The following is a 23,998-nucleotide window of genomic DNA, read 5'->3' on the forward strand; positions in this document are numbered from 1 at the left end:
CCTCCCGCCGTTCGTCCCGGTGGTTTCACGGTGGACGCGCCCGTGGGGATCCCATGGAGCTGTTCTGGCACCGACGGGACCTCAGAGTCGCGGACAACGTCGGGCTGGCGGTCGCGGCCGGCGCCGGCATCGACAACGCCGACCGGGGGCCGGCCGCGCCCGTCTTCGTCTTCGATCCGGACGTCCTCGACCACGCGAGCGACGTGCGGGTGCGCCGCCTGCTCGACGGGCTCGCCGCGCTGCGCGACGACTACCGGGAGCGCGGGGGCGACCTGCTCGTCGCGCGCGGCGACCCGGAGACCGTCTTGCCGCGTCTCGCCGAGGCGCTCGACGCCGAGCGCGTCGTCTGGAACCGCGACTACTCCGGGCTCGCTCGGGAGCGCGACGCCGGCGTCAGACGGGCGCTCGACGCGGTCGACGTGTCACGCGAGGCCCACCACGACGCGGTTCTCCACGACCCCGACGCGATCCGGACGAACGCCGGCGACCCGTACTCGGTGTACAGCTACTACTGGAAGAAGTGGACCGACCGCGCGAAAGACGAGCCGGCGCCGGCGCCCGACGCGGACGCGCTCGTCGACCCCGATCGGCTCGCGGAGGCGGTCGAAGTCGTCGGCGCGGTCGACGAGAGCGACCCCACGCTCGCCGACGGCGGCGTCGACGAGCCGCCGGTCGCCGCGGTCGGCGACCTGCCCGCTCCCTCCGACCTCGGCTTCGCGGAGCCGGACGCCGCGGTGGGCCCCGCGGGGACCGAGGCGGCCCGCGAGCGGCTCGCCGACTTCCTCGACGAGGCGGTGTTCGCCTACGAGGCCGAGCGCGACTACCCGGCGAAGGACGCGACCTCCCGGCTCTCGGCGTTCCTGAAGTACGGCGAGATCGGTGTCAGGGAGGCGTACGCGGCGACCGCCGAGGCGATGAGCGAGGCGACTTCGGACGCGCGTCCCGACGACGCGCCCGGACAGGTCGAGGAGTTCCAACAGCAGTTGGCGTGGCGGGAGTTCTACACGCAGGTCCTCTTCCACAACCCGGAGGTAGTGACGGAGGACTACAAGGAGTACGAGGAGGGGATCGAGTGGCGCGACGACCCCGAGGAGATAGCCGCGTGGAAGCGCGGCGAGACGGGGTACCCCATCGTCGACGCCGGGATGCGGCAGCTCCGCGAGGAGGCGTTCATGCACAACCGCGTGCGGATGATCGTCGCCTCCTTCCTCACGAAGGACCTCCTCGTCGACTGGCGCCACGGCTACGAGCACTTCCGCGAGCGGCTGGCCGACCACGACACCGCCAACGACAACGGCGGCTGGCAGTGGGCGGCCTCGACGGGGACCGACGCGCAGCCCTACTTCCGCATCTTCAATCCGATGACGCAGGGCGAGCGGTACGACCCGGACGCGGAGTACATCGCCGAGTACGTCCCCGAGCTACGCGGCGTCGATCCCGAGGTCGTTCACGGCTGGCACGAGCTGTCGCCGACTCAGCGCGCGAACGCCGCGCCAGACTACCCCGCTCCGATCGTCGACCACTCCGAGCGGCGTGAGGACGCGCTGGCGATGTACAAGCGGGCGCGCGGCGAGGACCCGGACGAGTAGCCCGGCGGCCGTCCGAGACGGAGTCAGTCCGAGCGTGCTTCGCTGACGGCGCTCACCAGTTCGGTCACCGGGAACGCCTCGTCGTAGTCGAAGGACGCGAACACCGCGTCGTACCGGTCGGAGGGGAACAGAAACACCACGAGGTCGTCGAAGAACAACGTCTGTGCCCGGTACTGGGTCCGACCGACGAGGTTCTTGAACTCGTCGCCCGTGATCTGATTCGACATCACTAGCTGGTACGCCTTCTCCAAGTCGGCGTTCGAGTACCGGTCCTCCACGTCGTCGCGGACGTGTTCGATCTCGAACGCGACGCTCCGGAGGTCGGCGACGACGCGGGGCGTCGCCCCGTCGAACGCTACGATCGCCTCGGAGATCGTCGACATGACGGCACGGTTCACCCGCCGGACTGATAAATCACCTCGCCGGGGACGGGGCGACGCCGCGGGCGACCGTCAGAACAGCGCGTCGCTCTCGTCGAGGACGTGCGCGGGACCGCCGACCTCCCAGACGTCGGTGTCGATGCCGATCTCGGCGATCCGCGACTCCACCTCGTCTGCGTGGTCGGCGAGGGTGTTCACGTACACCGACGCGCCCGTGTCCGTCGAGAAGTAGACGGGAACGCCCGACTCGCGGAGTTCGCGGACCGCGTTGAACACGGCGATCGTCTCGGGCTGCCAGTACACCCAGCCCGACGGGCCGGTCATCGTCGTGGCGGTAAGCGACAGCGAGTCGTGTTCGGCCGTCTCGAAGATGCGGTCGAAGTCGCCCTCGCGCAGCGCGTCGGTCATCTCGACCAGTTGGTCCTGAACGTGCGCGGTCCGCGCCTGCATCATGTGGCTCGCGGCCGCCTCGCGGTGGGCCTCCTCCGTCTCCTTGTACGCCGGGACGTGCGCGGCGACGATCCGGAGGTCCTCTTCCGGGTCGAACCCGTCCTCGCTCACGCCCACGTTGAGCCGACGGGAGCGGCAGTCCTCGTCGTTGAGCCCGGCGTCGAGCCGGGAGTACGCGCCGGTGACCGCCCGCGCCGCCGAGGAGGAGCCGCGCCGAGCGATCGTGGAGACCTCCGGGAGGGTGCGGTCGAGGCCGGCGGCCTCGACTAAGGCGAGCGCGGCGGCCGCGAACCCGGACGACGAGGAGCCGAAGCCGATGTTCGACGGGAAGGAGTTCTCGCTTTCCAGTCGGACCGCGGCGTCGACGCCGGCCAGGTCGCGGACGTGGTCGACGACCATGTCGATGCGCTCGGCCGCGCGGCCGTCGACCTCCTCGCCGCCGATGACGTACGCGTCCTCGCTCGCGTCCGGCTGCCACTCGACGGTGGTCGTCGTGGCGGTCGGCGCGGTACAGAGGCTGATGCTGTCGTGGTACGGGAGCCGCAGTTCCTCGTCGCGCATCCCGTGATACTTGACGAGCCCCTGAATCGGGTGGGCTCGCGCGGTGGCCTTGCCGGTCATACATCGGGAAGCGTTCGGCGGGGGATTAGTCGTTGCGATGCGCGGGACCGCTCGCACATCCGGGCCGCGGTGGCCCGACACGGCGGTCGAACCGCTCGGCCCGTCTACGTGACGCGCCCGGTGAACCAATTACCTTCGCTCCGTGATGGCTCGGAGCGAGAGCGGTGTTTCGGCGTTCAGCTCCCGTACCCCTCGGCGTCGATCGGACCGCTAAACACGCGATAGAGGTAGGTGAAATACCACAACACGATGACCAACACGGGCAGCCCGAGGACCGTCACGAGATTCAGCGCGAGCGGCGAGACGACCGCCGCCCTGAGGGTCAGACCGGTCGGCGGATAGATCGTCGGGTACAGAAAGAGCGCGAGTAACACTGTCAACAGCGCCGGAAGCGCGAACGCGCTCGCCACCCACGCGCGATACGAACCGCGTCTGGCGAGGAGAATCCCACCCAGACCCGCACCGACCGACAGTCCCACGACCACAGCGGCGGGCAGCGAACGGACGGTGTCGGCGGCGCCACCGGCGTCCGTCAGGACGACGGTCGCCAGCAGGGCGACGACGCCACCGAGGTACACGATCGTCGCGCCGACCCCGTACGGGCGCAGGTCCGACGCGAGAACCGGTCCTCCCTTGGCCGCGATGAACGCCGCGCCCGTCGCGACGGAGACCGCTACCAAGCCGATACCGGTGAGCAGCGCCGGAAGCGACAGCGTTGCCGCGTCGAACACCCATCGGCCGGCGAGCGTCCCGAACAGCAGGGGGGCGAAGAAGCTGCCGACGACGAACAAGTAGTCGCAGTACCGTTGCCACTGCCTGTCGTGACGCTGTTCACGCAACTCCGGTCCCAGTCCGCGGAACAACAGCGCGAGCACGAACCCGATCGCGAGCAGGTAGTGGTCCGCCAGCAGTCGCGAGTACGCCCGGGGAAACGCCGCCAACAGCATCGTTCCGAAGGCGACCAACCAGACCTCGTTGGCGTCCCACACCGGCCCGAACGCCGACAGGAGTTTCTCACGCTCGTGTTCCGTCTCGCGGGTCGCATACAGCAGTCCGATCCCGAAGTCGAACCCGTCGAGCACGAGATACATTCCCAGTGCGAACAGCACAACGCCGAACCAAATCTCCGGTAGCGAGTCGACGAGGTACGCGTCGACGGGGATCATCGGGTCAGTCATCGTCGATCATCCCCGGTAGTGGACCGTGCCAGTGGTCGTTACTCGACCCCTCCCTCCCCAGCGTCCGGAGTTCCTCGCGGATCAGCCACTTCAGTACGTAGAGCGCGGTCGCCACGAGTCCGACGTACACGACGACGAACCCGACCAGCGTCAGCGTGGCCTCGGTACCGGTCAGCGTCGAGGAGACCGCCTCACTGGTCTTGAGTTCGCCCTGGATGACCCACGGTTGGCGTCCAACCTCTGTGACGTACCACCCCGTGAGGAGCGCGGCGTAGCCGAGCGGCGACGCGAGTATCATCGCCTTCAGATACCGATCGCTGTCGGAGAGCCGGCCGCGGAACATGAGACCACCGCCCCACAGGGCCAGCCCGATAAAGAGGAAGCCGAGCCCGACCATCATGCGGAACGACCAGAACACGATGGCGACGGGCGGGTTCGACTCGTACTCGTTCAGTCCGAGCACCTCGGCGTCGAAATCACCACCGCTGGCTAGGAACGACCCGATCCCGGGGAGACTTACCGTGAAGAGGTTCTCCGCTTTCGGGTCGGTGAACGCGTCGACGCTCTTCGGGAACGCGAGGAGGTGGAGGTCGGCCGTGCCGGTCTCGTAGTGGGCCTCCATAGCCGCGAACTTCTGCGGCTGTGTATCCGCGACGTGGCGACCGTACGCGTCGCCGTGAACGGCCTGTAGCGGCGCGGAGACGAGCAGGACCACCACCGCCAGTTTCAATGCGGTGTTCCACGCCGTCGCAGTGCGCTTCTTCCAGATGATGTACGCCGAGACGCCGGCGACCAACAGGGCGACCGAGATGACAGACGCGTTGATCATGTGAACGTACATCCACGTCATCCGAGGGGTGAAGAACGCGGCAACGGGGTCGGTGAGCTTGGCGACCTCCATCCCGTTGCGGGTGATCATCTCGTAGCCCCGCGGCGTCTGCATCCATGCGTTGACCACGAGGATCCAAAATCCCGACAGCCACGCCCCGACCCCCACGAGTACGGACGACAGGACGTAGCTCCGGTCACTCACCCGCTCACGACCGTACAGCAACACCCCGAGGAACACCGCTTCGAGGAAGAACGCCATCTTCGCTTCGAACGCCAGCGGGCCACCGATCAGTTCGCCGGCGACCTCCGAGAACTGCGGGAAGTTCGTCCCGAACTGGAAACTCATCGGAATTCCGGTGACCGTCCCCATGACGAAGCCGGCCGCGAACACCCGCAGCCAGAACGATCGAAGCCGTTCGAATCGCTCCTCGTCGGTTCGCACGCTCTTGTACGTGAAGTAGACGATGAACGGCGCGAGACCGATCGAGAGCGACGCGAAGATGATGTGGACGGAAATCGTCCACCCGAACTGTGCCCGGCTCGCGAGTTCGGGGGACAAGGCTGTGATCCACCCCGCGTTAACAGCGGGAACAAGCGCGGTCGGGTTCATACGTCTCAGTGTCGACGCAGCTCGCCAAAGAGGTCCACCGCTGTTCCATTTTTCGAGGACTGTACTACAGCAACTTATGCTCGTCAGGCCCTAGTTCATGTAGCGGTCGTCCGACACCGTCCGCTGAGGCTCCCTTGGAATGGGTCGAGCAACCGACACCGCTTCCTCCCCCCGCCGGCCGCTCTTCGTTCGTCTTCCGTCCCCGCGACGGCGACGCGTTCGAGGGGAACCCTTTTTGACCGGTCAGCGGGTATTCGGCGTCATGACAGAGTACACCGTCGAGTTCGTCGGCACCGGCGAGACGATAGAGGTGGCCGACACGGAGACGATCCTTCAGCCCTGTATCGAGGAGGGGATCGCTCAGGAGTACTCCTGCCGCGTCGGAATGTGTCTCGCCTGCTCCGCCGAAATCGTCGAGGGCGAGGTGACCCAGCCCGCGGCCCGCGGCCTCACCGACGAGGAGGCCGACGAGTACGCGCTCACCTGTATGGCCCGCCCGCAGTCCGACCTGGTACTGGACCGCGGGAAGTACCCGCCGAGCATCGAGGACGACGCGGCGACCGCCGCGGACGAGGGCGCGGCCGCGGACGACGACTGAAGGGCCGATCCGCGCCCGTCGGCTCTCCTCGTTCTCGATTCGCCTTCGCCGTGCGAGATGTCGCGGGCGTCAGTTGAGTGTGGCTTCGAGCTTCCGGTTACGGTTCGAGGTGGGAATGTCGGAATCACTGAGCTGTTGACACGCGTTGACGAATTCGGCGTCTCCGATCTCGCCACAGAGAACGTGCGTCTTCGCCTCGGTGGTGATGTACACGTCGATCACGTCGCGGTTCGAGTGAGACAGGAAGTCGTACGTGGTGTTCCAGCCGCCTATCGCGAAAAGAGACAGGAACGCCGCGAGCGCGACTTCCGTTCGGGTTTCGGCGTGTCCCTGATAGACGAGGAGGGCCGTGCCGACGGTGAGGATGAGCGAGAGGACGAGAAAGAACAGGCCGAGGAACGTGTGCCGGTGAAAGCCGGTGTTCCGGTCGAACTCGACGCTGTTCGCGTCGCTAACGGGAATCGAAACCATGCCCTCCTCACCCGGTCGGGTGTACGTGAGTTCGCCGTCGGACGCGGCGAATACCGCCGTGTCGTCGCTATCGATGACGTATTCGTCGACGTGTGCTTCCGTTTCGAAATCCATGGTAGGCGTCGAAGGCCGTAGCGATACCTCTCCGTCCCTAGACACATAACTTTTGATACCTGTTCGGTTTCGTTGCGACAGTTCGCCCGTTGCGCTTCTGACGCCGATCGGAGCGGCCCCGCCGCCACGGTATTCTGCGCAGTTTCGGCGCGCCAGTGTTCCGGCCGACGTAGCGATCGGGCTACGTCTGGTCTGCTCTCGGGACGAAAAATCGGGTTCGACCTCAGTACGGCACCGCGTACAGCGCTACCGCCAGGAACGGGATCAACGCGAGCAGCATCGCGATGGCGTAGCCGAACATCTCGCGCGCCTTGACGTTCGTGATCGCCAGCAGCGGCAGCGCCCAGAACGGGTTCAGCAGGTTCGTGTGCGCGTCGCCGACCGCGTACGCGATGGTGGCCTGTCCGTACGGCACGCCGAGTTCCTGTGCGGCCTGGAGGACCGACGGCCCGACGACGAGCCACTCGCCGCCGCCCGAGGGGACGAACAGGTTCGCGACGGAGCCGACGATCCACGCGACCACGGGGTACGTCGCCTCCGTGGACACGCTGAGCAGCGCCTCGGCGAGTAGCAGCGCGAGCCCGGAGTCGGCCATGATCCCCTGAATACCCGCGAAGAAGGGGAAAAGCAGGACGATACCGGCCGCGGCGCCCGCCGCCTCGTTGAACCGGTCGCGGTAGTACGCCGGGCGCTGGTAGATCAGCAGCCCGGCGAAGAGGAACCCGAAGTTGACCGCGTTCAGCGTGAACGCGCCGAGTCCCTGTCCGGCGAACTGGACCGCGAGGATGGCGATGCCCGACAGCGCGATCAGGCCCCCGAGGATCCGGCTGTTGTTCAGCCGCTCGGCTGGCACGTCGTCGACCGCCGCGGGCGGCTCGTCGACCGGGTCGGACGCGTCGGCGGCGTCGGTGCCTCCGTCGGTGGCCGCGTCGTCCGCTGCGCGCCCCCCGTCCGCCGCCGAGTCGAACAGCTCGGCCTCGTCGACGTACTCAGTGATCCCCTTCGTGCGGTCGCCCGAAGGCGCGAGGACGTAAAGCACGGCGCTCGCGAACAGGATTGAGAGGACGGTGAGCGTGAGCGCGTACGGGTGGAAGATGGTCTCGGCGGCGGGGATAGTCGACGAGAGGAACTCGAACCCGGTCCCCTCGCCGATGTTGTTCGCGTCGGTCAACTGGAGCGGCGCGGACCCGGAGATGCCCCAGTGCCACGTCAGGCCGAGCCCCATGTAGCCGGCGACCGCGAGCAGCGGGTAGTGCGCGTTAATCCCCTTGCGGTGGGCGACTTTCCCCATCTCGCGGGCGAAGATGGCGCCCATGATGAGGCTGAACCCCCAGTGGACCCACGCCAGCGACATCGAGATGAACCCGACGAACGCGGCCGCCTGCGCGCCGGTGTTCGGAATCTCGGCGAGCCGCTGTAAGATCGCGTTGACTCTCGGGTGGTACGCGATGACGAACCCGGTCATCAGGATGAGCACCATCTGCATCGAGAATCCGAGGAACGCCCAGAACCCGCCGTACCAGAACTCCAACAGTTCTGTCGGTCCCGAATCGGTGGTCACCAATCCGGCCACGAAGACGATATACGTCAACAGAATGGCGAAGACGAACGGGCTCGGCATCCACCGCTCGACGGCCTCCGACATTCGAAATCCGATACGTTCGACGACGCCGGCCTCGTCGCTGGCTGCCATACTCTCTACATCCAATATCTTACAGTATAAATAATGGGGTACGGTCGCGACGCCTGACACATCGCCCGACCGTGTCGGGCCGGCGACGAACGCCTACTCGACTCGCTCGAAGCGGTGTCGCACCACGTCCGCGTCGTCGTCCCAGTCGAAGTTCCCGCCGTGTGCGCGGACCATGCGCTCCTTGTACGCCTCCAGCGACGGCGACCCCTCGCGTTTCGCGTCCTCGTCGGTCATGTCGCCCAGCGTCCGCTCCGCGACCTCGGTCAGTTCGAAGGCGACGCCGTCTATCTCGAAGGTGTCGCCCGGCTCGCCGTACTGATTCCCGCGGTGGAGCTGTGTCACGTCGCCGTCGAGGGCGGCCTGTTTCACGCGGTCGTTCGGGAGCAGGTCGGCCGGGTCGTTTTCGCTCATAGACCCGTTTCGGTCCGCGGCGGCTTATGCGCGGCGGCGGGAGCCGTGTGGCCGTCGCGAGGCGCGGACGGATTCTCCCCGCGTTACGGATTTCGAAAGCACCTCTCGACGACTGTTCACGTCCGTGAACATCGGTTCTGCGGCCCGAGCCGAGGGATTCAAGATACTGCCGATACCCTTCTCGGATGATGCGTCAGGATCACCTCATCACCGCGACCCAGCTCTCGCGGGATGACATCGAGGCCGTGCTCGACCGGGCCCGAGCGGTCGCCGACGACCCCGCCGCCTACGCGGACCGACACGCCGGCCGCGTGCTCGCGCTCTGCTTTTTCGAGCCCAGCACGCGGACCCGCATGAGCTTCGACAGCGCGGGGAAGCGCCTCGGGATGGACACCATCGGCATGGGCGACGTCGACTCCTCGTCCGTCTCGAAGGGGGAGTCGCTGTCGGACACCGTCCGCGTCATCGAGGGGTACGCGGACGCCCTCGTCCTCCGTCACCCGAGCGAGGGCGCCGCGACGCTGGCCGGCGAACGCGTCGACGTTCCGGTCGTCAACGCGGGCGACGGCGCGGGCCAGCACCCGTCCCAGACCCTCCTCGACCTCCACACGATCCGCGAGGACCACGGGCTCGACGACCTCACGATCGGGATCATGGGCGACCTGAAGTACGGGCGGACCGTCCACTCGCTGGCGGCCGCGCTCACCGAGTTCGACGCCAACCAGCACTTCATCAGCCCCGAGTCGCTGCGGCTCCCGCGGTCGGTGCGGTTCGACCTCCACGAGACGGGCGCCCAGGTGCGCGAACACGAGGAGTTGGAGCCGGTCATCGGCGACCTCGACGTGCTCTACGTCACCCGGATCCAGAAGGAGCGGTTCCCCGACGAGAACGAGTACCACCGCGTCGCGGGCGAGTACCAGATCGACGCCGACACGCTCGAGGCCGCGGCGGACGACCTGACGGTGATGCACCCGCTTCCCCGGGTCGACGAGATCGCGCCCGACGTCGACGAGACCGACCACGCGCGCTATTTCGAACAGGCGCACAACGGGATCCCGGTGCGCATGGCGCTGCTCGACACCCTGTTGGAGAACGCGAATCCCGACGGCGACGAGGGGACGGAGGTGGACCGATGAGCGAACACGAGCTCCGCGTCTCGAAGATCCGAGACGGCACGGTCATCGACCACGTCGAGGCCGGCCAAGCGCTGAACGTCCTCGCGATCTTGGGCATCGACGGTCGGGAGGGCTTCGGCGTCTCCGTCGGGATGAACGTCCCCTCCGACCGGCTGGGCCGCAAGGACATCGTGAAGGTCGAGGACCGCGAGCTCTCGCAGTCCGAGGTCGACGTGCTGTCGCTCATCGCGCCCGAGGCCACGATCAACATCGTCCGCGACTTCGAGGTCGTCGAGAAGAACCGCGTCACCCGGCCCGACGGGGTCACCGGCGTCCTCTCGTGTCCGAACCGCAACTGTATCACGAACGCCGGCGAACCGGTCGAGACCCGCTTCGACGTCGTCGCCGACGGCGTGCGCTGCGACTACTGCGCGACGATCCTGCGCGCCGACATCGCCGACCACATCGACGTTTGAGCCGCCGCCGTTCGACGACCGACCCGCCGCGCGGTCGCCGGCCCTCCGGTAAGTTTTAGCGCCCGCCGTGCGAACGTCGGTCCATGAGCAAGAAAGCCAAGCTCGTCCTCGTGCTGTCGCTCGTCGCGCTCGCGTACTTCCTCTTCGCCGGCGACAAGCAGCCGGTCGAAGTCGAGTAGTCGTCGGACCCGCCCTCCGCGATCCGGCCGACCGCTGAATAGCCCCCTCACGGGGTCGCAGTACCCGCTGAGTTACGTCGCTACGCCGGTCCGCTTCCCCGCGCCGACCGTCACGAGACCCGCCGTTTTTACCGACCTACCGCCTAGCAAGCCCCATGTACGGGGTCGTCACGCGGAACGCCGACGAGGTCGCGATGGAGCCGTTCGACCTCGGCTTCTACGAGGTGAAAGACGTCACGGGGCGGGCCGCCGAGCCGCTGCCGAACGCCGTGAACATGGTGTCGTGTTTCGGCGACAACGCCGCCGCCGGCGAGAACCCGGAGCTCGTCCCGGTCGACGAGCGCGGCGAGCCGGCGACCCGCGACCGCGACTACTTCGACTGGGCGTACATCTGCCCGACGCACCCGGAGTACCGCGAGGGGCTCATGGAGATAATCTCCGACTGCGCCGCGGAGAACGGCGACGTCCGCCTCGACGACGTCGGCTTCCCCCGCGAGGGATTCTGCCACTGCGACCGCTGTGAACGCCTGTTCACCGAGAGCGACCGCGACGACTTCGGCGACTGGCGCGCCGACGTCATCACCGAGTTCGTCGCGGACGCGGCCGAGTTAGTCCCCGGACGCCTGCTGCTCACGCTGTATCCCGACCCGTATCCCGACCACCTCTACGAGCGCGCCGGCCTCGACCTCGACCGGCTCGCCGACCACGTCGACGAGTTCGTCGTCCCGCTGTACGACACCGAGTACGCGACGACCTACTGGCTGGAGACGATCGCACGGGGGTTCCGCTCCCGGCTCGGCGGCGACTACGACGTCCACGGCGCGCCGCCGGAGACGCCGTTCTCGCTGGAGCTGTACGCGGTCGACGTCGACGTCGACGACCTGATCCACGCGACCGAGGTGGCCGAGGCGTACGCGAAGGACGTGTTCTTCGGCTACGACGCGAACAACGCGGCCGCCGCGGTCCGCCGGAAAGGGGCCGACGAGCGCGACGGCGAGGTCCACCGACCGGACTGAGTCGCTCCGCCGGCACGCGGCGGCGCCGTCGCGTGACGCTCGCGGCGACGTGAAGGAGGGTTTATACCCTCGGGCGGACCACGTTCACGTGACCGGCCGCCGGCGTGCGACACAAACCGGTCGTCTCGCGTTCGCGTGGGGCGGCCGCCTTTCAACGTCCGCGCCGTAGCGGCGGTCGCTCTACGCTCGTGAGCCGCGGGCTCGTCGGGGAGCGACCGGGTCAGCGGTCGACCTCGCCCATGATCGTGTCGAGGCTCCCCAGCGCCGCGACCAGGTCCGGAATCGACTCGCCCTCGGCCATCTCGGGGAGCGCTTGGAGGTTCGAAAACGACGGACCGCGGATCTTGAACCGGGCGGGTTTGTCCGTCCCGTCGGCACGGACGTAGATGCCGAGCTCTCCCTTCGCGGCCTCGACGGCGCGGTAGATCTCCGCGTCGTCGTCCGGGCGGATCGTTCTGGGGACGTTCGCCTGAACGGTTCGGTCGTCCTCGGGCCAGTCGTCGAGCAGGTCGACGCACTGCCCGACGATCCTCGCGGACTCCTCGACCTCGCGCATCCGGACGAGCAGCCGACTGTAGTTGTCACACCCGTCCTCGGTGACGACGTCCCAGTCGAGTTCGTCGTAGTACCCGTACGGGTCGTCGCGGCGCAGGTCGTAGTCGACCCCGGAGCCCCTGAGTACCGGGCCGGTCGTCCCGTACTCCTTCGCGACCGACGGCGGGAGCGTCCCGGTGTCTATCGTTCGGAGCTGTAGTATCTCGTTCCGCGTCAGCAGGTCGTGGTACTCCTCGATGCGACGCGGGAGGCCGTCGAGGAACTCGCGGATTCCGCCCAGGAACTCCTCACGGGGCTCCGGGAGGTCCCACGCCACGCCGCCGAGCCGGAAGTAGTTGAACATCAGCCGCTGGCCGGTCAGGTCCTCTAATATGTCCTGAACGCGCTCGCGCTCCTGGATTGCGTACATGAACGTCGCGGTGAAGTCGCCGATCACGTCGAGCGCGTACGCGCCCATCGCCAGCATGTGCGAGAGGATCCGGCTCAGCTCGGCGCTCATCGTCCGGATCACCCGCGCGTACTCGGGCACCTCGACGTCCGCGAGGTCCTCGGCGACGCGCGCGTAGGCCCACTCGTTGAGCAGCCCGCCACCGCCCCAGTCCCACCGGTCGGGGTACGGCATGATCTGGTGGCGGTACGTGCCGGACTGGGCCATCTGCTCCTCGCAGCGGTGGATGTAGCCGATGTCGGGCTCGACGCCGATCACGTCCTCGCCGTCGAGGGTCACCTGAAGGTGGAGGACGCCGTGGGTGGCCGGGTGGTGCGGCCCGATGTTGAGCAGCATGGTGTCGCTCTCGACCGACGCCGAGGCCCCCGGCTCGACCGGCTCGTTCTCGGAGAGCGCGGCGATCTGCGGCCGGTCTTTGTCGTAGTCCGTCGACAGCGGGTGCCCCTGCCACGTCTCGGGGAGCAGTATCCGTCGGAGGTCGGGGTGGTCATCGTACTCGATCCCGACGAGGTCGTACGCCTCGCGCTCGTGCCAGTCGGCCGTGTGGAACACGGGCGCCGCGGACTCCGAGACGGGGTCCTCTCTGTCGGCGGGAACGACGACGCTGACCTCCCGCGTCGGGTCGTCGTACGAGCGCAGGTGGTAGATCGATTCGTAGCGGCCCTCGTACTCCTGTGCGGTGACGCAGGCGAGGTGGTCGTAGTCGCCCTCGGCTCGCAGGGCGGAGAGGGCCTCCTGTACCGCGTCCGGTCGAATTCGGGCGGCGGGCGCGTTCACGTGCTCCTCGCGCCCCGTCACCAACTCGCGGATCGGCGAGAAGGGGTCCGCCGTTCCGTCGCCCTCGTCGGCGTCGCGCAGCAGCTCGGTCGACATACACGGACGGAGGCGGCCGCGACCCCCGAATCTTCTGCCGGCTCAGCACGGGCATTTATAATCGCGCCGGCGCGATTGCGCGGCGTGAGATACCTCCGGCTCGAACTCCGCTATCCGCCGGACCTCATGCATCCCATGCACCGGCTCGTCGACGAGTCCGACGCCGTGGAGCGGGACGTCCTGCTACAGGGCACCGTTCTCGACGAGACGGCGGACACGTTCCTGTTCTACGTCGAGGGGGACATCAACGTCTACACCGACGCGCTGCGGGCGGTCGACCGGATCCGGGAGTTCGAGGTCACTCGGATCGACGACGACGGCTACTACGTCTTCCTCACGCAGCGGCGCGACGCGGTCGACGAGGCCATGTTCGACCCGTTTCAGCGGACCGGCATCGTCGTCGTCCCGCCGGTCGACTTCCGCCCGAGCGGGACCGTGCGCCTGACGCTGATCGGGGAACGCGGCCCGCTCGGAGACGCGCTCGCCGAGCTACCGGACCGGATCGGGAGCGACGTCCTCCGGATCGGGGAGTACGATTGGCGACAGGACCTCTTCGACCCGGGGCTGACCGACCGACAGTTCGACGCGCTCGCGGCCGCCGTCGAGAGCGGGTACTACGAGTTCCCGCGGTCGGGGACCGTCGAGGAGGTCGCCGAGCGGATCGACGCCGCTCCGAGCACCGCCTCGGAACACCTCCGGAAGGCCGAGTCGGCGATGATGTCCGCGTTCATCGAGCTACGCGACGTGGCTTGAGACCGAGAACGACGGTCCCGCGCTAGTGGACCGTCCGGTCGTCGCTCGTGTCGATGTCCTCGATCGGGTCGGCGTTGCCGAACTCGGGGGTCGGGCCGCCGCCCGGTTCGGCCCAGTCGACCGCGTTCCGGAGGACCTGCCGGACGTCCTCGTCGTGATAGATCGGGTACGTCTCGTGGCCCGGTCGGAAGTAGAACACCTTCCCGCTCCCGCGTCGGTAACAGCAGCCGGAGCGGAACGTCTCGCCGCCCTCGAACCAGGAGTTGAACACCAAGGTGTCCGGCGCCGGGACGTCGAATCGCTCGCCGTACATCTCGGTCTCCGGCAGTTCGATGGTCTCACCGATCCCGTCCGCGATCGGGTGCCCTGGTTCGATCGTCCACAGCCGCTCGCGCTCGGCGGCCTCGCGCCACTTCAGCGAACAGCTGGTCCCCATCAGGCGCTTGAATATCTTCGAGTAGTGCGCGGAGTGGAGGACGAGCAGGCCCATCCCGTCGAGGACGCGCTCGCGGACCCGGTCGACGACCGCGTCGCGCACCTCGTCGTGGGCCGCGTGACCCCACCACGTGAGCACGTCGGTGTCGTCCAAGACGGCCTCCGTGAGCCCGTGATCGGGGCCCTCGTCGAGGGTCGCGGTGCGCACGTCGTGACCCGCCGTCCGGAGCGCGTCCGCGATGACGGCGTGGATCCCGTCGGGGTAGACATCGGCGACCACGTCGCTCTCGCGCTCGTGTCGGTACTCGTTCCAGACTGTGACGCGTGCCATACGCCGCGTGGAGGCCGGAGGGACTTGAGCGCTCGCTACTGCGGTCGCGGATCGACCGGAAGATAGTCGTCGGTCGCGCGACATGACGAGACATGACAAGTCCCCGCCAACTGTACCGCCGCGCCGACGACTGGGCGCGCGGGCTCTCCAGAGTTCGGTACGCCCTCCTCACCGGAATCGTGGCGTCCGCGTCGGTCCTCGGTGTCGGCGTCGTCCTCGACACCTCGACGACGGTCTACGCGGTCACGATGGGCGTGACGATGGCCGTCGTCTACTACGCGACCGACGCGAACGCGGCAGACGACTGACTCCGGAGGGCCGTCTCAGGCGGTCGCTTCGACGTCGGCGAGCTGGCGCGCCAGCGACTCCGCGATGGAGACGTCCGCCTCCTCGACGAAGCGGGCGAGCTCCTCGCCGTCGGGGGACTCGACGACGACCGTCGGGATCAGCTCGACGCCGTACGCGTCGACCCCCTCTCCCTCCTTCCCGTTCGGCCCCTTCGTCACCGGGAACGCCTCGATGCGGTCGTCGGGGACCTCGGCGGCGGCGAGCGCGGCGCCGAACTCGGGGAGCTGGCGCTGGCAGTCGCCACACCAGTCGCCGCCCCACACCTTGAAGACGTAGTCGTCGGCCGCGAGCGCCGCCACGACCGCATCGTCGAACGCGTCCGCGTCGAGGTCCGTCGCGGGCACGAGTGTTTCGAGCGTCATGCCCACGTTACGTCGTCGGGACACGTAAACGGCGCGTCGGTGGCAACCGCGGGGACGCACGACGGCCGCGGGAAGGTAGACGCCGTCAGCGGGTCCGAGCGCGCGCGTTCGCGACCCACGAATCCGTGCTCAGTCTGCCGCCGTCGCGGTCCCTCGGTCGGGCTCGGACATCGTGTTGAGATAGAGGTAGACCAACACGAGGATCAGGGCGACCTGCGCCGCCTTGTCGACGTAGTCGACCACCCCGTATTCCGTCTTCGCCACGATCCAGATGGGGAATTGGACGGCGGTGTACGGAACGCCGATCAGGTAGAGCAGTCGCCGCCGGTAGCCGCGGAAGAAGAGCACGAGCGCCCCGGCGTAACCTACGCCTGCGAGCGCGACGGGAGCTCGTCCCTCGACGATGCCGGCGTACAAGTGGAGAACACCGGTGACGACGACCAACGCCACTGCGAGCCACTGGAGTCGACCGAGCGATCCGGCCTGCCTCGCTGAACTGTTTTGTGTATTAGACACAATATTATTGGACGGGTGACGGCAAATAAGTGCTGTTATTATTCGTCTCTAAGTGTCGTAAAACGGCCAAAATGGGTTTTGTGAGATAGTTTGATAGCGACGGCTACGTCTCTGTCGACGCCTAAAATGGGATTTACGGGCACTACTAAGTAGCTCACTCGCGACCGCCGTCGTCGCGCTTGCGCCGCCCGGTTGCGACTTTCCCGGCTACCGACCTCGATTGCCGGAGTCCGGGGGGCCTTTGGGTCGCGGCCGCCTCGTGTCGACTAATGGACGACGACATCCTGTCGACGCTCGGCTCGCCGCTGGTGCGGGTCGACGCGCCCGCGGGAACCACGGTGGCGGCGAAAGTCGAGTCCCGCAACCCGGGCGGCTCGGCGAAGGACCGCCCCGCGCTGTACATGGTCGAGGCCGCGGAGGAGGCGGGCGAGATCGAGCCGGGCGACCGCATCGTGGAGCCGACCTCGGGCAACACCGGCATCGGCCTCGCGATGGTCGGCGCGACGCGCGGCTACGACGTGACCCTCGTCATCCCCGAGGGGAAATCGATCGAGCGCCGCCGGCTGATGAAGGCGTACGGCGCCACCGTCGAACTCGTCGACGGCACCATCTCGGACGCCAAGGACCGCGCCGACGAACTCGAACGAGAGCCGAACACGGTCCAACTCCGCCAGTTCGAGAACCCAGCCAACCCCCGCGCCCACTACGAGACGACGGGCCCGGAGATCCTCGACCAGATCGGCGACCGCACGGCCGACGCGCTCGTCGCCGGCGTCGGCACCGGGGGCACGCTCTCCGGCATCGGTCGGCGCCTGCGCGAGGCGTTCCCCGACGTCCGAATCGACGCCGTCGAGCCCGCCGACAACGCCGTGCTGTCGGGCGGAGAGCCCGGGAACGACTCCTTTCAGGGGATGGGTCCGGGCTTCGTCGCACCGAACCTCGACGTCGACCTGATCGACGAAATTCACACGGTCGAACTCGGAGACGCCGAACTCGAGTGCCGACGACTCGCCCGCGAGGAGGGGATTCTGGTCGGGCAGTCGTCCGGCGCCTCGAACCTCGCCGCGAAGGACGTGGCCGCCGAGCTCCGCGAGACCGGCGAGTTCGCCGGCGAGGAGCCCCTCGTCGTCACCGTCTTCTGGGACAGCGGGGAGCGCTACCTGACGGCCGGCACGTTCGACGAGTGATCGGTCGAACCGCGATCGTCCGCGACCGCACCACCCGGACGTTGATTAGCGTCCGGCGCTCAATAGGCTCGTGAACACGCGCGCAGAACCGGCCACCGAGGGGACTGACGGCGGCTCCGCAGACTCGCCGAACGCCTCGGACCGACGCTTCGACGGCCCGTGGCTCGCCGTGCTCGCGGCGACCGTCGCCCTCTGGACGCTGCTGTACGCGGTCGACTGGGCGTTCCTCTCGCCAGGCACGCCGATCGGTGCGACCGTCGCCTTCGCGCACGGATACCTCCTCGCGCCGCTGGCGACCGCGACGCTGCTGCTCGACGCACTCTCGCTCGCCGAGCGACGCGTCGTCGACCTCGGGCTCTTCAAGTGGGTGTACGCGCTCGCCGCGCTCCCCGCGCCGCCGGTCGCCGCTATCTACTACGCGCACCGCGAGTGGCTGAAGCCCGACGACCGGGAGCTCCTCGGAGGCCCGCCGTGACACTCGACGGGTCGGCCCCTGACTCCGGCTCGCCTTCCGGTGCGGTCGACGCACTCGTCACGGCACCCGAGGCCGGCGCCACGCCGGTCCGCCGCGACGCGGTCGAAATCCGACCGGGCGGCGTCGAGGGCGACCGCTACCGAAGCGGCGACGGTCACTTCCAACTCGACGGCTGCGCCGTCACCCTCGTCGCCGCGGAGGCGCTCACCGCGGTCCGCGAGGAGACCGGGATCGACGTGACCGACGGTCGGCATCGCCGGAACGTCGTCGTCGACGGGTTCGGGGCCGAGATGGACGACCTCCTCGACGCGACCGTCGCGGTCGGCGGCGCGCTCCTGCGACCGACGCGGCGTCGGCCGCCCTGCGCACGCGTCGAGGAACTCGCCGGGGAAGGCGGGCTGTCGTCCGCGCTGCGGAACCGCGGCGGCCTCTGCTGTGACGTGCTGGAGCCGGGGCACGTCGCGGTCGGCGATCCGGTGACCGTTCGCGAGGCGGACCCCCGGACCGCGGGAGCGGCCATCGCTGAGCGACTCGCGGACCGGTCGGGGGCGAACGAAGGGCCAAATCCGGAGAACGACGGGTCGAAGCCGGAACACCACTGACCGGCCGGCGGGCGCGTGGGTGAGAGCGACCGGCCCGGTTTCCGATAGAGGACGGTTTATACCCGTCGCGGGCGACGCCGGACACGAGACGTGAACCGGACAGTGGACCCTCTGCGGTCGCAAACGTCGGCGGCGGGACGAACAGGTGCGGTTCGGAGGCCGCGATCGGCGTGAACTGGCGCTACCGCCACACGGTGTTGACGCTGTGTATGCTCGCCTTCTTCGTGACCTACTTCGCCCGGCTGGCGATCAGCCCGGTCGTCCCGCTGATCATCGACGACTTCGGGGTCTCGAACACGGCGGTCGGGGTCGCCCTCTCCGGCATGTGGTTCGCCTACGGCCTCTCGCAGTTCCCGAGCGGCGTCCTCGCGGACCGATTCGGCGAGCGCCGCGTGATCCTCGTCGCGGTCGGCGGGACGACGGCGATGAGCCTCCTGCTCGCCGCTGTCCCCGTGTTCCCGGCGTTCGTGCTGGCGGCGGTGCTCCTCGGGCTCGCCGCGGGGCTCCACTACGCGGTGGCGACCACGCTGCTTTCCCGGACGTTCGACGACCTCGGCACCGCGGTCGGGATCCACTCGCTGGGCGGGCCGCTCGCCGGGCTCGTCGCGCCCGTCGCCGCGACCTGGGTCGGCTTCCGATTCGGGTGGCGGCCGGGGGTCGCCCTTGCCGCGCTCGTCGGCGTTCCGATCTTCGCCCTGTTCGCCCGCCGAGTCCGACCCACCGAGCCGCGGCGCCCGGACCAGCCGATGGCGGAGCGGCTCCGGGTCGGCCCGCTGCTCGAACTGATCGGGCGGCGCGAGATCCTCGTGCCGCTCGCGGTGGCGACGCTCGGGACGTACGTCGCACAGGGCGTCATCTCCTTTCTCCCGACGTTCCTCGTCGAGTTCAGGGGGTACTCGCCCGCGTTCGCCGGCGGGGTCTTCTCCGCGTTCTTCGTCGTCCGAGCCGGGGCGCAGGTCGGGATCGGGCGGCTCTCCGACGGGCTCGGACGCGACGCGAGCATCGGCGGGTCGCTCCTCGGCGGCGCGCTCGGCCTCGGCGCGCTGGTCGCGCTCCCCGAGCTGGTCCGGCTCCCGCTCGCGGTCGGGCTGCCGGCCCTTCCCGAGCTCGCCGCCCTCGGGATCGCCGTGGTGCTCGCGGGCCTCGGCTCCAGCTTCTTCTCGGCCATCGACCCCCGCTTCATGGACGCCCTCGGTGACGCGGAGCGGGGCGCCGGCTTCGGCCTGATCCGGACCGTCTACACCGTGATCGGCTCGGCCGGCTCCGTCGGCGTCGGCCTCGTCGCGGACCTGTTCGGATGGGGGACCTCCTTTCTCGTCATCGCCGGCATGGCGGGGGTCGCGTTCCTCGTGATCGCCGCGAACGCGCTCCTCGGCCAGCGGCGGTAGCCGTCGGCACACCGTCGCGCTCCGACCGCGACCCGAACCTTCGAGTCGCCCCGGCGCGAATGCCCTCCGTGTACGACTTCCACGCCCACACGAACTACTCGGACGGGGCGTTCCTCCGTTGGATGGTCGACGCGGCCGCGGACGCCGGACTCGACGGGATCGGGTTCGCCGACCACTGTACCGTCTCGCCGGATCCGGGCGCGCGGCGACACCGGCGCGCGTTCGGGTTCAACCTCGATCTGACCTACGAGCGCCGGCGTCGGGCGATCGACGCGGTCCGCGAGGACGCCGCGATCGACGTGTTCGACGCCGTCGAGATGGATTACGACCCGGACCACGAGGCGGCCATCGGCGACTTCCTCGACGAGGCCGGGTTCGACTACGCGGTCGGCAGCGTCCACGACCTCGACGGGACGAACGTCCACGCAGAGGCGCATTTCGCCGGGAAGCCCGAGTCGGAGCGGCGCGCGCTCGTCGACCGCTACTTCGAGAAGCTGACCGCGCTGATCGACTCGGAGCTGTTCGCGGTCGCCGCGCATCCCGACTTGATCGAGCGCAACGCCCACCTCCGCGGGTTCGCGACCGAGGACCACTACGCCGCGGTCGCCGACGCCTTCCGAGACTCCCGGACCGTTCCGGAGATAAACGCCGGATGCCGACTCAGCGACTACGGCCAGTTCCACCCCGCGCCGGCGTTCCTCGACCGGCTCGTCGAGGCCGACGTTCGCGTCACCGTCGGGACCGACAGCCACGAGCCGGACGAGATCGCGCCTCGGGCCGGCGAGGTCGAAGGAGAACTCGACAGACGGGGGCTCGACGCGGTCGTTCTCGACGAAATCGTCGAGAACGCGTGAGGCGTCCGAGCCGACTGGAAAAGGAAGCCTTCGCGCTTGACTTCGGCTTACGCCTCGTCAAACGCCGAGAGACTCGCTCCGCTCGTCTCTCGAATCCGACTTCGCTTCGCTCAGTCGAACAACGTCTCGCCCTCGACCATGTGCTCTTCGACGGTGTCCATGTCGAGCGTGAGGCCGAGGCCGGGCTTCTCCGGCACCTCGATGTAGCCGTCCTCGATGACGTCCTCCTCGACGAGGTCCTCCCACCAGCCCAGCTCGTAGGAGTGGTACTCGATCGCGAGCGAGTTCGGGATGGCGGCGCCGACGTGCGTCGCGGCCATCGTCGCGATCGGCGAGGCGACGTTGTGCATCGCGACCGGGACGTAGTACTGGTTCGCCACGTCCGCGATCTTGCGGGTCTCGCGCATGCCGCCGACCTTCGGCAGGTCGGGCGCGACGATGTCGACCGCCTGGTTCTCGATGAGGCGGCGGAGCTCGGTGACGCGGTAGCGGTTCTCCCCGACCGCGATGGGCGTGACCGTGTTCTTCGTCACCTCCTCTTGCACTTCGAGGTTCTCCGGCGGCACGGGGTCTTCGAGCCACCAGACGTCGTACTCCTCGATGGCGTCCGCGAGGCGCTTCGCAGAGCCGCCCGAGAACGTCCAGTGGCAGTCGAAGGAGACGTCGGCCTTGTCCTTCACGCGCTCGGTGACCGTCTCGACGATCTCCGCCTTGTGGCGGATCTCGCCGGGACGGAGGTGGCGGTTCGCGCGGTCCTTCTCGAAGCCGCTCGGAACGTCGAGGTCGAACTTCAGGGCGTCGTAGCCGAGCTCGTCGACGACGCGCTCGGCCTCGTCCGCGCAGGCCTCGGGGTCGGCCTCCTCCTCGGTGTGACAGTCGCAGTAGACGCGCATCTCGTCGCGGTACTTCCCGCCGAGCAGCTGGTAGGCGGGCACGTCGAGGATCTTGCCCGCGAGGTCGTGGAGCGCGACCTCGATGCCGGAGATGGCCGTGACGGTGACGCCCTCGATCGACCCCTCGCCGGACATCTTCTGGATCAGGTGCTCGTAGAGGCGGTCGATGTCGAGCGGGTTCTCGCCGACGACGAACGGCTTCATGCGCTCGATCAGCTCCGGGACGCCCGCGCCCCAGTACGCCTCGCCGGTGCCGACGACGCCCGCGTCGGTGTAGACGCGGACGAGCGTCCACGGGAAGTTCCCGTCGACCATCGTCGTCTGAACGTCCGTGATCTCGACGTCGCGGCCGCCCCCGCGCGTCCCCGTGGTCCCCATCGTCTCGGCGGAGAGCTCTCGCATCGTGTACTCCGCGTTCGGGTCGTGGAGCGACTCGTAGTCTCGGCTCATGAGCGCTGATTAATTCGGAACAGGGTAAACGTTTACCTTCGTCCGCAGCACGGCCTGAACAGGTGGCTTTTCATCCCCGTGCGCTAGAAAAGGGATATGGTCGAAATCACTGATTCTCTCGCGTGTCTGTACACCGGTCAGGTGGAGTCCCGCGGCGACGACTACGTCGTCACCGTTCCCGCCTCGGAGATCGAACACGGCAGCGTCAGCGTCGGCGAAACGTATCGGATCGCCGTACTGGACCGCGCCGGAGCGAGCTCCGAGGCGGCGACGGAGGCGAGCGACGGCGGCACTCGGTCCGCTTCCGCCGGCGACGACGCCGCGAGCCCGTCCGACGGAGAACAGCGTCCCACCTCCCGCGGGGCCGCCGGCGCCGTTCAGCCCGACCCGCCGGTGTCCGAGGGGGAAGTCCGAGACGTGACGATAGAGACGCTCGGCGACAAAGGCGACGGCATCGCGAAGATCGAACGCGGCTACGTCGTCATCGTCCCCGACGCCGAACCCGGCGAGGAGCCGACCGTCGAGATCACGAGCGTCCGCGAGAACGTTTCCTTCGCGAACATCGTCGACGAGTAGCGTCCGAGCGGCGCGGCACTCCCGTTCGTCGCCGCTCCGCGCGTTCGCTGCCGTGCCGGAATCGGGATCTGTCGAAATTCCCGGACTCCCGGCGACGCAGCGCGCGAATTCGGTAGCGGCTTCGAGCCGTTCTTCGGCCGGGTACGCCGCGCGGTCGCGGGCCCGTCTCGTGGTCGGTGTGTGGTTTTAACACGCCGTCGCGTCAGCTTGCGTTCGATGGCATCGACGACGGCCGTCGCAGTCGACCTCGCGTTGATCTCGGGGAGCGTCGCCGCCCTCTGGCTCGGCGCCGAACGCCTCGTCGGTAGCGCGACGCGGATCGCTCAGCGACTCGGGGTTTCGGACCTGGTGATCGGTCTCTCCGTCGTCGCTATCGGGACGTCGGCCCCCGAGTTCGCGGTGACCGTCGACGCCGCGTTGACGGGCCGGGCCGACATCGCCGTCGGGAACGTGGTCGGGTCGAACCTGTTCAACCTGGGGTTCATCCTCGGCGGCGTCGCGATGACGAGCGTCACCGTCGCGGCCGCTCCCGAGGTGATCCGCCGCGACGGAACCGTTCTCGTCGGCGGGAGCCTCCTCGTTCTCGGCTTCCTCCGTGACCTCGAGCTCGCCCGCTGGGAGGGGGCCGTGCTCGTCGGCCTGCTCGTCGCGTACCTCGTCTACCTCTTCGTCTCGGAGCAGTCCCTGAAACAGGAGACGAGGGACCGCCGCGAGTTTCGGCGCAGGGACGTCGCGCTCCTGCTCGTCGGTCTCGGACTCGTCGTCGGAGGCGGCCGACTGCTAGTGGGGTCGGCGGCGGACCTCGCCCGCGCGGCCGGCCTCTCCGAGTGGGTCATCGGCGTCACCGTCGTCGCCGCCGGGACGTCGACCCCGGAGCTGGCGACGTCGGTCGTGGCCGCCCGTAGGGGGTCGGCCGGCGTCACCGTGGGGAACCTCATCGGGAGCGACCTGTTCAACCTGCTCGGCGTCCTCGGTCTGGCGGCGATCATCCGGCCGCCGACCGTCGCGTCGACGGCCATACAGGGGTTACTCTGGGTGACCGCGCTCGTTCTGGTCGCGCTCGCGATGCTGTGGAGCGAGGGCGAACTCACCCGTCCCGAGGGAGCGCTACTCGTCGGCATCGCCGCCGTGCGGTGGGCGCTCGACCTCGCGGGACTGGGCCCGTCGGTGCCGTGACTACCGACCGTGAGGCGGCGCGGCTAGTGTCAGAGGGGCCCGGA

At 68.6% G+C, this 23,998-nt stretch carries 26 protein-coding genes; 14 read left to right on the forward strand and 12 right to left on the reverse strand.

All coding sequences use genetic code 11. The annotated features are described in order from the left end of the window. Nucleotides 1-53 precede the first annotated feature (53 nt). Nucleotides 54-1,589, forward strand: coding sequence for a cryptochrome/photolyase family protein (locus tag ABDZ89_RS02820; protein WP_343776434.1), 1,536 nt, complete (start codon nucleotides 54-56; stop codon nucleotides 1,587-1,589). A gap of 23 nt (nucleotides 1,590-1,612) precedes the next feature. On the opposite strand, the gene ABDZ89_RS02825 is transcribed toward ABDZ89_RS02820, so the two are convergent. The 4 genes from ABDZ89_RS02825 to ABDZ89_RS02840 all read right to left on the reverse strand — a co-directional run bounded on the left by ABDZ89_RS02825 (nucleotide 1,613) and on the right by ABDZ89_RS02840 (nucleotide 5,659). After that, a complete protein-coding gene (locus ABDZ89_RS02825; RefSeq protein WP_343776435.1) occupies nucleotides 1,613-1,972 on the reverse strand; it encodes a DUF7522 family protein in 360 nt (119 codons plus the stop codon). A gap of 69 nt (nucleotides 1,973-2,041) precedes the next feature. Then, nucleotides 2,042-3,040, reverse strand: coding sequence for a phosphomevalonate decarboxylase MvaD (gene mvaD / locus ABDZ89_RS02830; RefSeq protein ID WP_343776437.1), 999 nt, complete (start codon nucleotides 3,038-3,040; stop codon nucleotides 2,042-2,044). Nucleotides 3,041-3,216: 176 nt separating this feature from the next. Beyond that, a complete protein-coding gene (locus ABDZ89_RS02835) occupies nucleotides 3,217-4,218 on the reverse strand; it encodes a cytochrome d ubiquinol oxidase subunit II (protein ID WP_343776439.1) in 1,002 nt (333 codons plus the stop codon). Continuing rightward, on the reverse strand, nucleotides 4,211-5,659 hold the full coding sequence (locus ABDZ89_RS02840) for a cytochrome ubiquinol oxidase subunit I (protein ID WP_343776440.1): 1,449 nt from the start codon (nucleotides 5,657-5,659) through the stop codon (nucleotides 4,211-4,213). The genes ABDZ89_RS02835 and ABDZ89_RS02840 overlap by 8 nt, the downstream gene beginning before the upstream one ends. A 262-nt stretch (nucleotides 5,660-5,921) precedes the next feature. Between ABDZ89_RS02840 and ABDZ89_RS02845 the strand changes: the two genes are divergently transcribed. Then, nucleotides 5,922-6,257, forward strand: coding sequence for a 2Fe-2S iron-sulfur cluster-binding protein (locus ABDZ89_RS02845; protein WP_343776441.1), 336 nt, complete (start codon nucleotides 5,922-5,924; stop codon nucleotides 6,255-6,257). A 69-nt stretch (nucleotides 6,258-6,326) separates the two neighbouring features. On the opposite strand, the gene ABDZ89_RS02850 is transcribed toward ABDZ89_RS02845, so the two are convergent. The 3 genes from ABDZ89_RS02850 to ABDZ89_RS02860 form a co-directional block, all read right to left on the reverse strand. Beyond that, nucleotides 6,327-6,842 carry a hypothetical protein gene (locus ABDZ89_RS02850; RefSeq protein ID WP_343776442.1) on the reverse strand — a complete coding sequence of 172 codons (516 nt, stop codon included), beginning with the start codon at nucleotides 6,840-6,842 and terminating at the stop codon, nucleotides 6,327-6,329. 223 nt (nucleotides 6,843-7,065) lie between these two features. Further along, nucleotides 7,066-8,487 (reverse strand): short-chain fatty acid transporter, encoded by a 1,422-nt coding sequence (locus ABDZ89_RS02855; protein WP_371153008.1) that lies wholly within the window; start codon nucleotides 8,485-8,487, stop codon nucleotides 7,066-7,068. A 141-nt stretch (nucleotides 8,488-8,628) separates the two neighbouring features. Then, a complete protein-coding gene (locus tag ABDZ89_RS02860) occupies nucleotides 8,629-8,946 on the reverse strand; it encodes an ASCH domain-containing protein (protein WP_343776445.1) in 318 nt (105 codons plus the stop codon). Between the two features lie 188 nt (nucleotides 8,947-9,134). Between ABDZ89_RS02860 and pyrB the strand changes: the two genes are divergently transcribed. The 3 genes from pyrB (at nucleotide 9,135) to ABDZ89_RS02875 (ending at nucleotide 11,732) form a co-directional block, all read left to right on the forward strand. Further along, a complete protein-coding gene (pyrB, locus tag ABDZ89_RS02865; RefSeq protein WP_343776446.1) occupies nucleotides 9,135-10,082 on the forward strand; it encodes an aspartate carbamoyltransferase in 948 nt (315 codons plus the stop codon). Beyond that, nucleotides 10,079-10,537: an aspartate carbamoyltransferase regulatory subunit gene (pyrI, locus tag ABDZ89_RS02870; RefSeq protein ID WP_343776447.1), complete on the forward strand. Its 459-nt coding sequence runs from the start codon at nucleotides 10,079-10,081 to the stop codon at nucleotides 10,535-10,537. Before pyrB ends, pyrI begins: the two co-directional genes overlap by 4 nt. 334 nt (nucleotides 10,538-10,871) lie before the next feature. Continuing rightward, entirely contained in the window at nucleotides 10,872-11,732 is an 861-nt protein-coding gene (locus tag ABDZ89_RS02875) for a hypothetical protein (protein WP_343776449.1), read from the forward strand. Nucleotides 11,733-11,952: 220 nt separating this feature from the next. Here the strand turns inward: ABDZ89_RS02875 and ABDZ89_RS02880 are convergent, their stop codons facing one another. Continuing rightward, on the reverse strand, nucleotides 11,953-13,608 hold the full coding sequence (locus tag ABDZ89_RS02880; RefSeq protein ID WP_343776450.1) for an NADH-quinone oxidoreductase subunit D-related protein: 1,656 nt from the start codon (nucleotides 13,606-13,608) through the stop codon (nucleotides 11,953-11,955). A gap of 84 nt (nucleotides 13,609-13,692) precedes the next feature. Here ABDZ89_RS02880 and ABDZ89_RS02885 point away from each other — a divergent pair, with 84 nt between their 5' ends. Continuing rightward, nucleotides 13,693-14,361 carry a helix-turn-helix domain-containing protein gene (locus tag ABDZ89_RS02885; RefSeq protein WP_343776451.1) on the forward strand — a complete coding sequence of 223 codons (669 nt, stop codon included), beginning with the start codon at nucleotides 13,693-13,695 and terminating at the stop codon, nucleotides 14,359-14,361. Nucleotides 14,362-14,383: 22 nt separating this feature from the next. On the opposite strand, the gene ABDZ89_RS02890 is transcribed toward ABDZ89_RS02885, so the two are convergent. Next, nucleotides 14,384-15,127 (reverse strand): ThuA domain-containing protein, encoded by a 744-nt coding sequence (locus ABDZ89_RS02890; RefSeq protein WP_343776452.1) that lies wholly within the window; start codon nucleotides 15,125-15,127, stop codon nucleotides 14,384-14,386. Nucleotides 15,128-15,219: 92 nt separating this feature from the next. Between ABDZ89_RS02890 and ABDZ89_RS02895 the strand changes: the two genes are divergently transcribed. After that, entirely contained in the window at nucleotides 15,220-15,435 is a 216-nt protein-coding gene (locus tag ABDZ89_RS02895; protein ID WP_343776454.1) for a hypothetical protein, read from the forward strand. A gap of 15 nt (nucleotides 15,436-15,450) precedes the next feature. Here ABDZ89_RS02895 and ABDZ89_RS02900 read toward each other — a convergent pair whose 3' ends face one another. Both ABDZ89_RS02900 and ABDZ89_RS02905 read right to left on the reverse strand, forming a co-directional pair. After that, entirely contained in the window at nucleotides 15,451-15,837 is a 387-nt protein-coding gene (locus ABDZ89_RS02900) for a TlpA family protein disulfide reductase (RefSeq protein ID WP_343776455.1), read from the reverse strand. Between the two features lie 129 nt (nucleotides 15,838-15,966). Beyond that, nucleotides 15,967-16,353 (reverse strand): DUF7475 family protein, encoded by a 387-nt coding sequence (locus ABDZ89_RS02905; RefSeq protein ID WP_343776457.1) that lies wholly within the window; start codon nucleotides 16,351-16,353, stop codon nucleotides 15,967-15,969. Between the two features lie 269 nt (nucleotides 16,354-16,622). On the opposite strand from ABDZ89_RS02905, the gene ABDZ89_RS02910 reads away from it, so the two are divergent. The 5 genes from ABDZ89_RS02910 (at nucleotide 16,623) to ABDZ89_RS02930 (ending at nucleotide 20,859) form a co-directional block, all read left to right on the forward strand. Further along, nucleotides 16,623-17,540: a PLP-dependent cysteine synthase family protein gene (locus ABDZ89_RS02910; protein WP_343776458.1), complete on the forward strand. Its 918-nt coding sequence runs from the start codon at nucleotides 16,623-16,625 to the stop codon at nucleotides 17,538-17,540. A 70-nt stretch (nucleotides 17,541-17,610) separates the two neighbouring features. Next, complete coding sequence (locus ABDZ89_RS02915) at nucleotides 17,611-18,015, forward strand: hypothetical protein (protein WP_343776459.1); 405 nt, start codon at nucleotides 17,611-17,613, stop codon at nucleotides 18,013-18,015. Next, nucleotides 18,012-18,617 (forward strand): MOSC domain-containing protein, encoded by a 606-nt coding sequence (locus ABDZ89_RS02920; protein WP_343776461.1) that lies wholly within the window; start codon nucleotides 18,012-18,014, stop codon nucleotides 18,615-18,617. Before ABDZ89_RS02915 ends, ABDZ89_RS02920 begins: the two co-directional genes overlap by 4 nt. Before the next feature lie 170 nt (nucleotides 18,618-18,787). Further along, nucleotides 18,788-20,005, forward strand: a complete 1,218-nt coding sequence (locus ABDZ89_RS02925) for an MFS transporter (RefSeq protein WP_343776463.1) — start codon at nucleotides 18,788-18,790, stop codon at nucleotides 20,003-20,005. Between the two features lie 68 nt (nucleotides 20,006-20,073). Beyond that, the gene (locus ABDZ89_RS02930) at nucleotides 20,074-20,859 is read left to right on the forward strand and encodes a PHP domain-containing protein (RefSeq protein ID WP_343776465.1); all 786 of its coding nucleotides are present in this window, start codon (nucleotides 20,074-20,076) and stop codon (nucleotides 20,857-20,859) included. Nucleotides 20,860-20,969: 110 nt separating this feature from the next. Here the strand turns inward: ABDZ89_RS02930 and ABDZ89_RS02935 are convergent, their stop codons facing one another. After that, nucleotides 20,970-22,202 (reverse strand): mandelate racemase/muconate lactonizing enzyme family protein, encoded by a 1,233-nt coding sequence (locus ABDZ89_RS02935; RefSeq protein ID WP_343776466.1) that lies wholly within the window; start codon nucleotides 22,200-22,202, stop codon nucleotides 20,970-20,972. A 96-nt stretch (nucleotides 22,203-22,298) separates the two neighbouring features. On the opposite strand from ABDZ89_RS02935, the gene ABDZ89_RS02940 reads away from it, so the two are divergent. Both ABDZ89_RS02940 and ABDZ89_RS02945 read left to right on the forward strand, forming a co-directional pair. After that, nucleotides 22,299-22,778 (forward strand): TRAM domain-containing protein, encoded by a 480-nt coding sequence (locus ABDZ89_RS02940; protein ID WP_343776468.1) that lies wholly within the window; start codon nucleotides 22,299-22,301, stop codon nucleotides 22,776-22,778. A 216-nt stretch (nucleotides 22,779-22,994) separates the two neighbouring features. Further along, complete coding sequence (locus tag ABDZ89_RS02945; RefSeq protein ID WP_343776470.1) at nucleotides 22,995-23,954, forward strand: calcium/sodium antiporter; 960 nt, start codon at nucleotides 22,995-22,997, stop codon at nucleotides 23,952-23,954. Nucleotides 23,955-23,998: the final 44 nt, after the last annotated feature.

The sequence above is a fragment of the Halorubrum ejinorense genome, assembly GCF_039522565.1.
Taxonomy (GTDB): domain Archaea; phylum Halobacteriota; class Halobacteria; order Halobacteriales; family Haloferacaceae; genus Halorubrum; species Halorubrum ejinorense.

Coding starts and splice junctions, on each gene's coding strand:
- ABDZ89_RS02895 (WP_343776454.1), top strand. CDS start 15,220: ATGACAAGTCCCCGCCAACTGTACCGCCGCGCCGACGACTGGGCGCGC.
- ABDZ89_RS02820 (WP_343776434.1), top strand. CDS start 54: ATGGAGCTGTTCTGGCACCGACGGGACCTCAGAGTCGCGGACAACGTC.
- ABDZ89_RS02840 (WP_343776440.1), bottom strand. CDS start 5,659: ATGAACCCGACCGCGCTTGTTCCCGCTGTTAACGCGGGGTGGATCACA.
- pyrI (WP_343776447.1), top strand. CDS start 10,079: ATGAGCGAACACGAGCTCCGCGTCTCGAAGATCCGAGACGGCACGGTC.
- ABDZ89_RS02900 (WP_343776455.1), bottom strand. CDS start 15,837: ATGACGCTCGAAACACTCGTGCCCGCGACGGACCTCGACGCGGACGCG.
- ABDZ89_RS02910 (WP_343776458.1), top strand. CDS start 16,623: ATGGACGACGACATCCTGTCGACGCTCGGCTCGCCGCTGGTGCGGGTC.
- ABDZ89_RS02825 (WP_343776435.1), bottom strand. CDS start 1,972: ATGTCGACGATCTCCGAGGCGATCGTAGCGTTCGACGGGGCGACGCCC.
- ABDZ89_RS02935 (WP_343776466.1), bottom strand. CDS start 22,202: ATGAGCCGAGACTACGAGTCGCTCCACGACCCGAACGCGGAGTACACG.
- ABDZ89_RS02835 (WP_343776439.1), bottom strand. CDS start 4,218: ATGACTGACCCGATGATCCCCGTCGACGCGTACCTCGTCGACTCGCTA.
- ABDZ89_RS02945 (WP_343776470.1), top strand. CDS start 22,995: ATGGCATCGACGACGGCCGTCGCAGTCGACCTCGCGTTGATCTCGGGG.
- ABDZ89_RS02875 (WP_343776449.1), top strand. CDS start 10,872: ATGTACGGGGTCGTCACGCGGAACGCCGACGAGGTCGCGATGGAGCCG.
- ABDZ89_RS02890 (WP_343776452.1), bottom strand. CDS start 15,127: ATGGCACGCGTCACAGTCTGGAACGAGTACCGACACGAGCGCGAGAGC.
- ABDZ89_RS02880 (WP_343776450.1), bottom strand. CDS start 13,608: ATGTCGACCGAGCTGCTGCGCGACGCCGACGAGGGCGACGGAACGGCG.
- mvaD (WP_343776437.1), bottom strand. CDS start 3,040: ATGACCGGCAAGGCCACCGCGCGAGCCCACCCGATTCAGGGGCTCGTC.
- ABDZ89_RS02855 (WP_371153008.1), bottom strand. CDS start 8,487: ATGTCGGAGGCCGTCGAGCGGTGGATGCCGAGCCCGTTCGTCTTCGCC.
- pyrB (WP_343776446.1), top strand. CDS start 9,135: ATGCGTCAGGATCACCTCATCACCGCGACCCAGCTCTCGCGGGATGAC.
- ABDZ89_RS02845 (WP_343776441.1), top strand. CDS start 5,922: ATGACAGAGTACACCGTCGAGTTCGTCGGCACCGGCGAGACGATAGAG.
- ABDZ89_RS02850 (WP_343776442.1), bottom strand. CDS start 6,842: ATGGATTTCGAAACGGAAGCACACGTCGACGAATACGTCATCGATAGC.
- ABDZ89_RS02940 (WP_343776468.1), top strand. CDS start 22,299: ATGGTCGAAATCACTGATTCTCTCGCGTGTCTGTACACCGGTCAGGTG.
- ABDZ89_RS02860 (WP_343776445.1), bottom strand. CDS start 8,946: ATGAGCGAAAACGACCCGGCCGACCTGCTCCCGAACGACCGCGTGAAA.